Here is a 13,072-nt window from a genome sequence, read left to right on the forward strand (position 1 = left end):
ATCCTCTGCTCCTTATCCTCTCATCCTAGCTGCAGTGGGGAAAGGTTTGCAGTACCCAAATTTTCCTGCCAGCTGTTGGAAAACGAGAATAATACGAATTTGCTGCGGATGGAGAGGACCCCGTTTGAGCACCTTGTTAAATATCCGCGCTTTCCTGGCGACGGCCGAGGTTGGCAGCCTCTCGGGCGCCGCGCGCCGGCTCAATGTTTCGCCTTCGGTGATCACCAAGCGGGTCGCGAGGCTGGAAGACGAGATGCAGGTGACCTTGTTCAACCGCACCACGCGCAAGGTCGAGCTGACCGAGGTGGGGCGGATCTATGTCGAGCGGTATCGTGAGATCCTGCGCCAGCTCGACAGCGCTGTGGTGAATGCGCGCCAGGCGGTGAATGCGGTCGAAGGCTCGTTGAGGATCAAGTGTCCCACCACGCTGGCAGCCAGCCATTTGGGGCGATTGATGACCGAATTTCTCTCGCTCCACCCGGAATTGCGGATTGAGCTGATTCTGCTCGACCGTTCCGTCAACCCCATCGAGGAAGGGTTTGATATTGCTTTCGGCGCGTTGCCGATCAGTTATCCCAATGTCCACGACGTCGACATAGCTGAATACCACCTCATGCTCTGCTCAACTCAATCCTATCTGGCGTCGCATCCACCGATCACGCGCCCAGCCGATCTGGTGCGTCACGACTGCCTCACTATGCGCGCGCTGGGTTCCACCTGGACCTTTAATGGCCCAAACGGCCCGATGGCGGTTAACGTCGATTCGCGCTTCGCAGTGAACGACAGCGACCTGTTGCGTCACGCCGTGGCCCGCGGTTTTGGGATCACTATGGTGGGAGAGTATCTGGTGCGCGAAGACCTCGCCAGCGGGCGGCTGGTTCACGTGCTCCCCGATTATCCAACGACTCCCCTGTGGTTGAAGGCAATGGTTCCGGCCGCGCGGATGAACATGGTATCGGTCAAGGCGTTGCTTGCCTTCGTGCGCGAACACCTCGAGCCGGTTTTCGAGAAAAGCAACGAAGCTCGCTAAACTAGGAGATTATTCTCTTATCACGAATAATATGCTGAAGCTTTGGGAGCTTCTCAAGCCGCGGGCGATACCCTTATTGCACTCTTGCTCGGCTAGCGCTGCATCGTTGCGGCGGGCCCAGTCAATGAAGCCAGCAAAGCAGCGGGACCAGAATCCGGCGCTATGGCGACAGAGAGGAGGGATCACCATGCTTTCGTTTTCGATGAATTCTGCCGTACGCCTTTTGGGTGCGGCCTCGGTCTTAGCGGTCGCTGTCGCGGCGCAGCCGACGCTTGCCCAGGATGGCGACGACGCTACCGCTACTTCGGGTGACGAGATCATTGTCACCGCGCAGTTTCGAGAGCAGCGTCTGCAAGACACGCCGATCGCCATCACCGCGCTCGACAGCGCGGCGATGGATGCACGCAGCATGACCGACGTTACCGACATCGCCGCTGCCGCGCCTAATTTGATGCTGCGTCCGGGCGGCTCTGCTTTTGGCCCCGCCGCAACCGTTTATATTCGCGGTGTCGGGCAGTATGATAGCAGCTACGCGTTTGAGCCGGGCGTTGGCATGTATATCGACGACGTTTACCACGGCTCGCTGTTCGGTTCGGTCTTCGACCTGCTTGATCTCGAGCGAATCGAAGTGCTGCGCGGCCCGCAGGGCACGCTTGCTGGCAAGAACTCGATCGGCGGGGCTGTAAAGCTCTATTCCAAGCAGCCCTCCGGATCAGGTAGGGGGTTCATCGAAGTTGGGACTGGCAGCTTCAACCGCGTCGATGTGCGCGGCGCGGCTGATGTCACGCTGGTCCCCGACGAATTGTTCCTGCGCGTTGCCGGTGTTTCGAAAAACCGGGACGGCTATGTCGAGCGTTACGATTTCGGATGCCTCTATCCCGACAGCGGCGTTCCCTCGGGAGGAGCCGCCAACACGGATTGCAAGCTGGGCACCGAGGGCGGCGTCAGCTCGCACGCAGGCCGTGCCACTCTATACTGGACGCCTACCCCGACGTTCGACGTGAGTCTATCTGGGATGATCGTGGTTGAGAACAACGAGGTTCCGGCCACCAAACTGATCCGTTCGACCCTTCCGGGCATCGCCGTGCCGGCATCGTTCGACCAGTCGCGATTTATCACCGGTCCGGGCAGCTATATCAATTACGCGACCTACAGCACCAATGCCTATTCCGATCCGGCCAGATATGACGGGCAACCGGGTGCAGGCGATCATGCTGCCTTCATTGCCGAGCCCGTATCCGAAACTCGCGCCAAGGAAGTGGCGCTGACGATGAATCTTGAACTGGGAGATGGCGTCTCTCTAACCTCAATTACCGCCTATCAGGACTATAGCGGTCGGTTTGCCCGCGACATCGATCTTTCGCCCTTTGGCGTGAACACGGTCATGGATCAATGGAGCCACGAACAGTTCACCCAAGAACTGCGCGTCAATGCCAGCCTGTTCGACGACGTGGTCGATGTTACCGCGGGCGCATTCTTTTACGATTCCGACAGCACCTTCGATGGTACGCAATATAACCTTCCAGGAACCGTCGCTGAAAACCTGTTCATCAACGATGACCTGATCCAGAACCGCAGTTATTCAGGCTTCTTGCATGCAGTTTTCCATGCCACTGATCGGCTGAATATCACCACTGGCTTGCGCTATACAGATGACGAAAAGACTTATCTGTTCGGGCGCAAAAATCCTTTCGTTCCTTCCCAGCCAACCTTTACCCGGGCGGGAGCGCTCGACGGCGTGTTGGGCGAATACGAGGGCGATCGGATCGACTACCGGGTGAACGTGGACTATCGCTGGTCTGACGCGCTGATGACCTATGCGCAGGTTTCCACTGGTTACAAGGGTGGCGGCATCAACCCGCGCCCCTTCGTGTCCGAGCAGGCAACGCCGTTCGATTCCGAAACGCTGACGGCCTTCGAAGCGGGCTTGAAGAGCGACCTGTTTGATCGCGCCTTGCGGCTCAATGCCTCAATTTTTCTGAATAAGTATAAGGATATAATCCTCTCTGATCGCACCCCCACCCCCAATAGCACTCGCAATGCAACCCCGGTCAACGCAGGCGATGCCGACATCAAGGGGGTGGAATTTGAAGCGACTGCGAGGCCAGTGGATGGGCTGCTCATCGACGCATCGATCAGCTATCTCGACTTCCAATTCACCCAATTGGGCGTGGCCGGTGCAATGATCGATGGCGTTACTCTGGACAGCAAGGCCCCAAACACGCCCGAATGGAAATGGAGCGTAGGCACTCAGTACGAACTTATGCTCGGCAATGCTGGATCGATCACGCCGCGTTTCGATATTTCCTACCAGTCGTCCTTCTTCGTGAATGTCAACAATTCCCTCACCGGGTTGGTCGATGCCTATACCACCGCCAACGCTCGTATGACCTGGCGCTCGCCGGATGAAGAGTGGGAAGCAGCACTGGCGGTCACCAACCTGTTTGATAACTTCTATTATCTCAACAAGTTCGATTATCCTCTGGGGACCACGGTGGGGCAGCCTGTTGCCCCGCGCGAATGGCGCGTGTCGGTCAAACGACGCTTCTGACCACTTCCCCCCAAAGGCGCCTGAAGGTGCCTCTTGCGGGCCACGCGCGCGTCCCTCTCCGGCCTCTGCGCGTGGCCCCATCAAGATCGGCTTGCCATGCCGGGCCGACAACGGCGTCCGGGCTTGTTCGAAGCGCGCGGGCGAGGCGCATAGACCCGTTTAAGAAAGAGCGACGTGACTACGCAAACTGACAAAGATCGTATGCGAACTGTCCGCCAGACCGAGGACCGCTTCCTGGCATCAGACCTGTTCGAGACCGGCAAGCGCCACCTGCCCCCGTCACGTCGAGGCGGATATGTGGAAGAGCCTGCGCAGCAGATTCCCGTCTATCACAAATGTGATGTCGCCGTGATCGGCGGCGGTCCTGCCGGCTGCGCGGCTGCCTATGCCGCCGCGCGAGCAGGTGCTGACGTAGCGCTGCTAGAACGGCATAACCACCTGGGTGGTTTGTCGACCGGCGGGCTGGTGATCTGGATCGATCGCATGACCGACTGGCAGGGCAAGCACGTGATTCAGGGGTTTGCGCGCGAATTCATCGAGCGCATGCCACCGGAAGGCGTGGCTGGGCCGCCGATGTCGGATTGGGGCTCCACCGATCCTGCCAAGGCGGCGCACTGGCGCTTGCGGACGTCGGCATTCCACGACATCGTCACCTGGGCACCGACGCTCGATCCCGAACGGATGAAGCTGCTGGCCCAGTCGATGCTGCTAGAGGCGGGGGTGCGGATAGTGTTCCACGCCTGGGCCGCCAAACCGCTGGTGGAGAAGGGGGCGGTCAACGGCGTGGTGTTCGAATCCAAGGCCGGGCGGCAGGCGGTGCTGGCCGATGTGGTGATCGATACAACGGGCGATGGAGACGTGTTCGCTCGTGCCGGGGAAGACTTCGATGACGATATCGACGAGGGCGATGTTCATCATTCGATGAATACCAGCTTCCTGTTAGGCGGCGTAGACATGCCTCGCTGGCTGGAATTCCGTAGCGGGCGACCCGAGCAGTTCGTCGCCTTTAGCGCGCTCGGGCGCGATCAACTGGGCTTCTTTCAGACCCCCTATGTCAGCTGGCGCGACGATATCGCCACCTTCCTCGGGCCGCGACAGTCCGGCCTGTCGGCGCTGGATGTGGACGACATGACGGAGGTGGAGATCCGTTCGCATAATTATATGCAGGCGCACTGTGAATTTTTCCGCCGCCATGCTCCAGGTTTCGAGAACGCCTATATGCTGCAGAGCGCGCCTCAACTAGGGGTGCGTCATACCCGCCGGCTTGTCGGGGTGAAGAAAGTTCTTCGCCAGCATTGGGGAGACGGCACGCCCGTGGTCGACGAGATCGGCATAAGTCCTTCCGTTAGCCCAAAATACCCGGTTGTTTCCGTACCTTACGGCGCGCTTGTGCCGCGGTCTCTTGACGGATTGCTGGCAGCGGGGCGGCATATCTCCTGCGATGCCAACAGCCACGGGTTCATGCGGGAGATTCCGCAATGCTGGCTTACCGGCCATGCTGCCGGCGCAGCTGCTGCAGTCGCGGTGAACCGGGGCATACGGCCGCGCGATGTCGATATCGCGGAAGTGCGGGCGATCCTGCGCACGCAGGGCGCGCACCTCTCCGATGACGACCAATTGCCCGCTAAAGCTGCGTCGGATGCAGAAGCCGCGTCCGGCGAGACGTGATCCCGGTGGGAGAGATTAGTCCGGAATGCCCGGCGCAAGACCGAAGCAACGGCGAAGCATAACTGTGTAGTCGCTTCAGCTTTGGCATTCTCGGCTTGATGGTGGGAGCCTTCGCATTTGGTTGGCTAAATTTAGGGGCTTCTCATCGCCACGAAGATGCGGTCGGTAAATCAGCGCGCATAATAATCTGGGCAAGAGGGTAATTGAGAAGCCATGACTAGCCATTCCTCGAATTCGCTCGATGTCGCGCATTTCATGCAGAACTTGCGATTCACGCGGTATCACATGACCATTCTTCTAATGTGCAGTTTGGTCACCTTCTTTGATGGCCAGGATTTCGCGGCGCTTGCTTATGCGCTTCCATACATTCGCGACGATTTGGGTATGTCAGATGAGATGACAGGCTATGTCAGTTCAGCTGCCTTTCTGGGCCAGATGATCGGTTCTTTGTTTGGGTCTTATCTTGGCGACATGTTCGGGCGCCGGCCGGTAATAATATTTTGCACCATCGCAAGCGCAGTGATGACCTTGGCGGTCGGCTTTTCCGCCTCGATAGAGCAGCTGATCGTGCTGCGTTTCATCAGTGGGCTGGCTATCGGTGGCCTGCTTGCGCCCGTTTGGGCATTGAGCATCGAAAGCATGCCCAAATCCATGCGCGCCACCAGTGTGACGATCATCATGATGGGGTTTTCGATCGGCTCGGCATCGTCCGGTCCGATTGCCAATTTCGCTGCGCCCGTGCTTGGCTGGCAAGGCATTTTCTGGGTCTGCGGCGCAATGACGGGCGCCTTTGCGCTGATACTGCTTTTCACCTTGCCGGAAAGCCTGCGCTGGATGGTTGCGACTGAAAAACCACGTGAACGGATCGCGCCGATGTTGATGCGGTTCAATCCGAACTTCGATGCGCAGCCTTATGACCGCTTCACCCTTTCCGACGAACGGAAAGTAAAGGATTCGCGCAATCCCTTAGTGAAGATATCGGAACTTTTTGCTGGCCGCCTAGCCTTGGTAACCTTGTTTATCTGGGCGGCATATTTCTGTTCCAGTTTCTCAATCTATCTCAAGTCTGCCTATGGAGTGATTTTCATGGAAAACCTTGGGCTAACGCGAGAAAATGCGGCTTGGCTGGGGTCATCCACCGCGATCATTGGGGCTGTGGTTGGTGTCCTTCTTCTAGCCATGACCGAAAAGCGCGGCCCAGGCTGGATTGCTCTAGCACCTCTGTTGGCCATCCCGTTTGTCGCACTGGTTGCAACGGGCATGGTGACTGACGGACCGCTGTTCGTACCGGTGCTCCTGATCGGTGCGGTCCTGGTCGGAGCGGGCCATTCTGCGGTAATTTCCGTCACCAGCATCTATTACCCCAGCGCCGTTCGCGCGACAGGTGGAGGTTGGGCGAGTTTCATGGCCAAGTTCGCCGCAGTTGCTGCCCCAATTTATGGCTCGCAGTTCCTCGTTGGGGCTGACGGGGCAATGGCTGGCTACATGTTCACAGTGCTTTGCCTGAGTGGTGTCGTATTGTTCGTCTTTCTGCTTGCATGGTCGGCGAAGCATCTGAGAGCGTTGTCGGATTAAGGGTGCTAACCAGGAGCTGTCAGTCTCGCCTCGTCTCTGGCTCCTTCCGTGAAACCTGGGTTTTTTGCCGGAACTGATTCGACAAAGATGGTGGGTGAACTACTAAATTCTTCGAAGTGCATTGCTCTGACAGTATCGGGTGGAGAACTGCGGTCCCGCTCAACGAAGTCTTTTTCGAAGCTACCCTCGCTCCACGCCATCCGGGTCATCGCGCCCTGAACTCCCCTTGCCTTTCCATGCCAGCGGCACAAATGACAGCTCTCTCGCTGGCGGCATGAGCTGTCGCGCGGCAGCGGCGCATCTTGGGGTCAGCGTATCGAGCGCCATCCGATGGCGGCACCTTGCCATTGAGCATGGGCAGGCCGTTGCTAACGCTCGCGGCGGTGACCGGCAATCAGGCAAGAGTGAAGCGCAAGGCGATTTAATTGAAAATATTATCGCCGAGCAGGGCGTCATGAGTCCCGGAAATTTACGCGAAAGTAAGTATCCCTGCGCCAAACGCTTGCGGTACCAGCTGCTTCGAATGCGGCGTCGCCCGACGGGACCATCATCGCGACTATGCCTCAGGCCATCCTGCCAATCCTGACCAACATGCTGGTCGCCGTGATGTTCATCGGAGCCTTCCTGGTCACCGCGCATACCTATCCGATGGTCCGGCGCGCTCGCTGGTTCGCACTCGCCTATGCGTTTGGCGTGCTTGACCCACTGGCGAACCTTGGTATCTGGCTCGGCGGCAACGTCCGGGTCATGCAAACTATCGGTTTCGCTGGATTTTTAACCGCGTTGGTCACGATGGCCTTGGCCTTGTCGTACTATCATCGGCGCCCGCCGATGTGGGCGTGCGGGGCCGCGATTCTGGTTTGCGGGTGCATCTGGCGGATCGCGACGATCGATGCGCCGCGCGACACAATCTGGTATCAGCTGTCCTTCCAGAGTTGGTTCGCAATGGGTTCTGTTCTGTGTGCCGTGGCGTTGAGCCAGCACGCTCCGCGATCGCTGCTCAATCGGTGCCTTGTATCGGTCTACATTGTTACGGCCCTGCATTTTTTAGTGAAGGCGGCCTTCGCCACCGCGCTGGGAACCGGTGCGACCGAAAGGGACTTTGCGGGCACGATCTATGCCGTGATCTCACAGACCAGCAGCGGTCTTTTGATGATTGCCGCCGGCCTGCTGGTCGTCGCCAGTTTCCTGCATTCGGTCGTTAGGGCCACCCAGACCGAGGCGCTGTCGGATCCGCTCACCGGGCTGCCCAATCGCCGGGCATTCGACCAGTGGCTGGACGTTGCGCAAGGTGACGGGATGCAGTTTCCGCTCAGTGTCGCGATCATCGACGTCGATCATTTCAAGCGCTTCAACGACCGGTTCGGCCACGCCGTCGGCGATGAGGTGCTGCGCGAAGTCGCCGCATGTCTGGAACGCAACCGGCCCTCGGCGGGCCGCGCAGCGCGCGTGGGCGGCGAGGAGTTCGTCCTGCTGCTGCCGATGGACCGGCGCGCGACCTTCCTCGTGGTCGAAAGCATGCGCATGGCGATCGCACAGCTCGCTTACAAGGACACTGATCCGATCACCGTGAGCATTGGCATAGCGACGATGGAGAGGGGCGAATCGACAAGCGAGCTTCTGCGCCGCGCCGACCGCGCGTTGTACCGCGCCAAGGCCGCTGGACGCGACCGGTGCGAGATCGACACGCCGGACGAAGAGTCCGCGTCACCGGTTGCGCGCCCGGCCCTTAAACTGGTCGCACGGCACTGACTAGCGCCCAGCGATCCTGCCATCAGCTTGATGGCTTCGATCGCCCCCAAACATCGTGTCGCAACCGCTCGAGCTGGTACTGGCACGATAGCGACATCAGCTGACCGTTTCGCTCCGAGGCTCCGCAGAACGGTCGCCTGGGGCGCGTAGGCCGAACGTCAACTTCGGCCTCTCCGGAGATGGCTGCAGACAGTCCGCAAGCAGACCAATTTCTGCCGGATTGAACAAGTGCGAGATATCTGCCTTTCGAAGCAATGATCAAAAACTGCGCAGCCTGGATCCGCCGGGCTTCGGATCATATCAAGCCCAGTACGGCGCCATGAATCGGTAACGCTTCCGGATGCGCTACTCGCATTCTGGCGCGCTTCGCCCTCGCTCCAGATTCATCACCTCTCTTAGCTTGAAATCTGTATACAACGCTTCTAGGGGCGCTAATGATAATCCGTTGCATAAAGGATCTGTTTTTTTGACACCTCAGGGGATCCGCCTCTGGTTCCTGGTGCACAAATGGACCAGCCTCGTCTGCACGGTGTTCCTGTTAATGCTCTGCATCACAGGCTTGCCGCTGATTTTCCACGATGAGATCGACTATCTGACAGAGGAGCCAGCGGAATTCGGCATGCCAGGCGTCGGTTCGTCGGGCACGGCCGATGGCCTGCTGTCGCTTGATGAAATGATGCAGATAGCGCTCGCCAACCGGCCTGGCGAAGTGCCCGTGTACATGGCCTTCGACAACGATCAGCCCTCGATGACGATCACCACCGCACCGCGCCCGGATTCTCCCGGCTCTGACATGACGATCCAGTCTTTTGACCGCTCGACCGGCCAGCAGATCGGCATCGAGGCGGAAAGCGAAGGCGGTGTGATGCACTTCCTGCTCCAACTGCATACCGACATGTTTCTCGGCCTGCCGGGCATGCTATTTCTCGGTGCGATGGGCGTTCTGTTCACGGCCGCTCTGGTTTCAGGAGTGGTTCTCTACGCTCCGTTCATGCGCAAGCTCGACTTCGGCACCTTGCGCGTTACTCGCAGCCGGCGGCTCAAATGGCTCGATTACCACAACCTGCTCGGCATCGTGGCATTGGCGTGGATGATGGTCGTGGGGCTCACGGGAGTGATCAATGCGCTGTCGGTACCGATCGAGGAGATGTGGCAGGCCAATGAGCTTGCCGATATGACGCGCGAGTATGACGGACGCGAAGCGCTCGATCCATCGCGTTATGGTTCGCTCGACGTAGCAATGGCCCGCGCGCGCGAAGCGCTGCCTGGCAACAATCCGCAGTTCATCGCTTTCCCGAACGGAACGTTCAGTTCCAAGCATCACTATGCTGTCTTCTTTCAGGGCGACACGCCGCTGACCGAACGACTGCTGACTCCAGCGCTTATCGATGCCGAGACGGGCGAATTCACCGACGCGCGGGCGATGCCGTGGTATTACATGGCACTGTCGATGTCGCGGCCGCTACATTTTGGCGACTATGGCGGCCTGCCGCTCAAGCTGTTGTGGGCGGCTTTGACGGTGTTCACGATCATCGTGCTGGGCAGCGGGCTCTACCTTTGGGTGGCACGTTCCGCCTCTTCGCCAAGTGTGCGACTTCATCGGATGGAGCAGATAGCGGAGCCCGCCGAATGACCAAGTCCCGCACGTCCGCGCGGCGCCGACCGAATAGCCTGACGACCATCTTCGCGCTGCCGCTGGCGATATTTGTCAGTGCGGTCGCGGCGCTGGTGATCGCGCTGACTGGCGATGGCTGGCGTGACGCGGCTTCGTGGGTTGGGCTCGCCATCCCCGTGGCCGTGCTGATCTGGGCGATGCGTGCGCGTCGATCCTGACAATTCCAAATTTCCCCATAGAGGACCAATTCAAATGACAGTTTCTGCCTTTCGCGCCGCGCTGCTTTTCGTAAGCGCGATGACCGTCCCGGCCCTCGCCTTTCCCGCTGCCGCGCAGGAGGAAGAGACCATTCTCGTCATCGCGCAGCGCGAGAATCAGTCGGGCGTAGAGCAAGCGGGTAGCGCCGGCGTGCTGGGCGATAAGCCAGCCGAAGATCTTCCCTTCAACTTGCGCAGCTACAACTCCGCGCTCATTCTCAACCAGCAGCCGCAAACACTGGGCCAGGTGCTGGAGAACGATCCGACGATCCGCACCACCACCGGGTTCGGCATCGCTGGCGAGCTGTTCGTGATCCGCGGTTTTGCGCTGGCCGGAGACGATATCGGCTACGATGGACTTTACGGCATCATGCCGCGCCAGCTTGTGGCGCCCGAGCTTTACGATTCCGTGCAGGTGCTAAACGGGTCGAGCGCCTTCCTCAACGGAGCGGCCCCGGGCGGCACGGGCATCGGCGGCAGTGTGAACCTGATGCCCAAGCGCGCTACCGACCGTGACATTACGCGGGCCACCATGGGCTACACCTCTTCGCAGCATATCGGTGCGAGCTTCGATGTGGGGCGGCGCTTCGGCGCCAACGGCGAATGGGGTGTCCGCGTCAACGGGGCTGTCCGTGGCGGCGACGTGTCGGTCGACGACGAATTCCGCAGCGCTCATGTGCTGGGCGGCGCTATCGATTACAACTCCGGCCCGCTGCGCCTCGCGCTCGATCTGGCCTATCAGGAAGTGGAGGTTTCGCACTTCCGGCCCAAGCTGCGCATCGACAACCTTCCGATTCCCGCAGTGCCCGATGCCGACACCAATTTCGGCCAGCCCTGGCAATACACCAAGCTGCGCGACGTATTCGGCCAGTTTCGTGCCGAATACGATGTTGCAGAAGACGTGATGGTCTATGCAGCTTTCGGCGCACGCGACGGATCGGAAGAGGGCGTCTACAGCACTCCCACGCTGACCGAGGCGACGACTGGCGACCTCACGGTGAGCAGTTCGTTTATCCCGCGCACCGACAACAACGAGGCGGCGACAGCGGGCTTGCGTGCCCGTTTTGAAACCGGCGACATCTCGAACGAGATCAATATCGGCGGATCGATGAACTGGCAGGTGAACCGCAACGCCTATGAGTTCTACACCGCCTCTGCCGGCACCAACAACCTCTACGATCCGGTTGAGCTGCCGCGTTCCACCACGGTGTCGTTCGTAGGTGGCGATCTCGACAATCCGTTTCCGATCTCGCGCACGCGGCTAAAGAGCGCCTTCGTTTCCGACACGCTGGGGTTCTGGGACGACAGGGTCCTGCTCACCGCCGGTGTGCGGCTTCAGGAAATCACCACCAGGTCCTACGCAGCCAATTCCGTTCCGGCCGAAAATATCACCGCTGGTGATCAGACAGACAGCTATTCGGAGGATGCGTGGACACCAGTTGTTGGGCTGGTAGTGAAGCCGGTCGAGGGATTGTCGCTATACGCCAACCGGATCGAGGCGCTCGTGCCGGGTGCGGTCGCGCCGGTAAGCGGGACCGATGGCGAAGGTAACACAGTGCCGATAAGCAATGCAGGTGAGATTCTGCCGCCGTTCGTCTCTGAACAGTACGAAGTGGGCGGCAAGCTGGCTCTGGGCCCGGTCGACCTCGCGCTGGCGCTGTTTCAGATCGACCGCGAGACTGCCATCCTGAGGGTTGATCCGAGCGATGCTGCCATGCTCGAATTCGGACCCTATGGCATCCAGCGTAATCGTGGGATCGAATTCACCGTTGCGGGGGAACTGGCTGAAGGTCTGCGCCTGATCGCGGGTGGATCGGTAATCGATGCCAAGCTGCGCAACACTGAAAACGGTGTGAACGAGGGCAATCAGGCTGTGGGCGTGCCCGAGTACATGCTCAACGCCAATCTCGAATGGGACGTGCCTTTTGTGCCTGCGCTCACGCTCACGGGGCGCGTGGTGCATACGGGCGAACAGGCAGCCAACATCACCAACACGCTATTCCTTGACGATTGGACGCGGTTCGATGTCGGGGCGCGTTATGTTGCCGTGGTCGGTGAGAGCGCGCTTACGCTGCGCTTCAACGTCGACAACGTGACCGACGAATCCTACTGGGCTTCGGCGTTCGACAGCTTCCGCCCAGATTTGCAGCTGGGGTCGCCGCGCACCTTTAAGGCATCGGCAACACTCGAATTTTGACCGGATCGCGGCTTCCGCAATGCGTGTGGGAGCCGCAACTTTCGTACCGATCGCATATCCATCGGCCGAGACACGGTTAGAAGTGAGACTCGATGCGAACGGGGTTATCGGCCCGATCCAGAGGCATGGATCTTGAGCTGTTGGTCCGCTATCCCTTTAGGATTGGCGGATCCGGCCAGTCCGGTTTCGACCCTATTCTGTTGAAGAAGTCGTTGCCGGAGCTCGGTGTGGCTCGCGGCTGGCACCGGGCGAGCGGCGTTGTAATCCCGCTCAGGCGGGTGCGAGGCCAGCGATCGGCTTTATCTTGGCCAGTTTGCGGAGGTTCTGGGCTGCGGCGGCGAGGTGGAACTCGTCTTTGGCTCCGTTGGGACCGCGCAGGCGCAAGCGGTCCAGCTTGAGGTGCGCGAACAGCATCTCGACCTTCTTG

General features: G+C 59.7%; 8 protein-coding genes and 1 pseudogene. 8 read left to right on the top strand and 1 reads right to left on the bottom strand.

Annotation, left to right across the window (positions count from 1 at the left end; all coding sequences use genetic code 11):
• Window positions 1-34: 34 nt before the first annotated feature.
• The 8 genes from ABDJ38_RS15020 (at window position 35) to ABDJ38_RS15055 (ending at window position 12,645) form a co-directional block, all read left to right on the top strand.
• A complete protein-coding gene (locus tag ABDJ38_RS15020) occupies window positions 35-1,030 on the top strand; it encodes a LysR family transcriptional regulator (protein ID WP_346785937.1) in 996 nt (331 codons plus the stop codon).
• Window positions 972-3,581 (top strand): TonB-dependent receptor, encoded by a 2,610-nt coding sequence (locus ABDJ38_RS15025; RefSeq protein ID WP_346785938.1) that lies wholly within the window; start codon window positions 972-974, stop codon window positions 3,579-3,581. The genes ABDJ38_RS15020 and ABDJ38_RS15025 overlap by 59 nt, the downstream gene beginning before the upstream one ends.
• 174 nt (window positions 3,582-3,755) lie before the next feature.
• Window positions 3,756-5,249, top strand: a complete 1,494-nt coding sequence (locus ABDJ38_RS15030) for an FAD-dependent oxidoreductase (protein ID WP_346785939.1) — start codon at window positions 3,756-3,758, stop codon at window positions 5,247-5,249.
• Between the two features lie 213 nt (window positions 5,250-5,462).
• Window positions 5,463-6,824 carry an MFS transporter gene (locus ABDJ38_RS15035; RefSeq protein WP_346785940.1) on the top strand — a complete coding sequence of 454 codons (1,362 nt, stop codon included), beginning with the start codon at window positions 5,463-5,465 and terminating at the stop codon, window positions 6,822-6,824.
• Window positions 6,825-7,382: 558 nt separating this feature from the next.
• Window positions 7,383-8,576: a GGDEF domain-containing protein gene (locus ABDJ38_RS15040; RefSeq protein WP_346785941.1), complete on the top strand. Its 1,194-nt coding sequence runs from the start codon at window positions 7,383-7,385 to the stop codon at window positions 8,574-8,576.
• 340 nt (window positions 8,577-8,916) lie between these two features.
• Window positions 8,917-10,209, top strand: coding sequence for a PepSY-associated TM helix domain-containing protein (locus tag ABDJ38_RS15045; protein ID WP_346785942.1), 1,293 nt, complete (start codon window positions 8,917-8,919; stop codon window positions 10,207-10,209).
• Window positions 10,206-10,409, top strand: a complete 204-nt coding sequence (locus tag ABDJ38_RS15050; protein ID WP_346785943.1) for a hypothetical protein — start codon at window positions 10,206-10,208, stop codon at window positions 10,407-10,409. Before ABDJ38_RS15045 ends, ABDJ38_RS15050 begins: the two co-directional genes overlap by 4 nt.
• A 34-nt stretch (window positions 10,410-10,443) precedes the next feature.
• A complete protein-coding gene (locus ABDJ38_RS15055) occupies window positions 10,444-12,645 on the top strand; it encodes a TonB-dependent receptor (RefSeq protein WP_346785944.1) in 2,202 nt (733 codons plus the stop codon).
• A gap of 270 nt (window positions 12,646-12,915) precedes the next feature.
• Here the strand turns inward: ABDJ38_RS15055 and ABDJ38_RS15060 are convergent.
• A pseudogene (locus ABDJ38_RS15060) lies at window positions 12,916-13,072 on the bottom strand (IS5/IS1182 family transposase); the annotation flags it as partial.

Origin of the sequence: Aurantiacibacter flavus (assembly GCF_039710615.1) — a bacterium.
In the GTDB taxonomy this organism is placed as follows: domain Bacteria; phylum Pseudomonadota; class Alphaproteobacteria; order Sphingomonadales; family Sphingomonadaceae; genus Alteraurantiacibacter; species Alteraurantiacibacter flavus.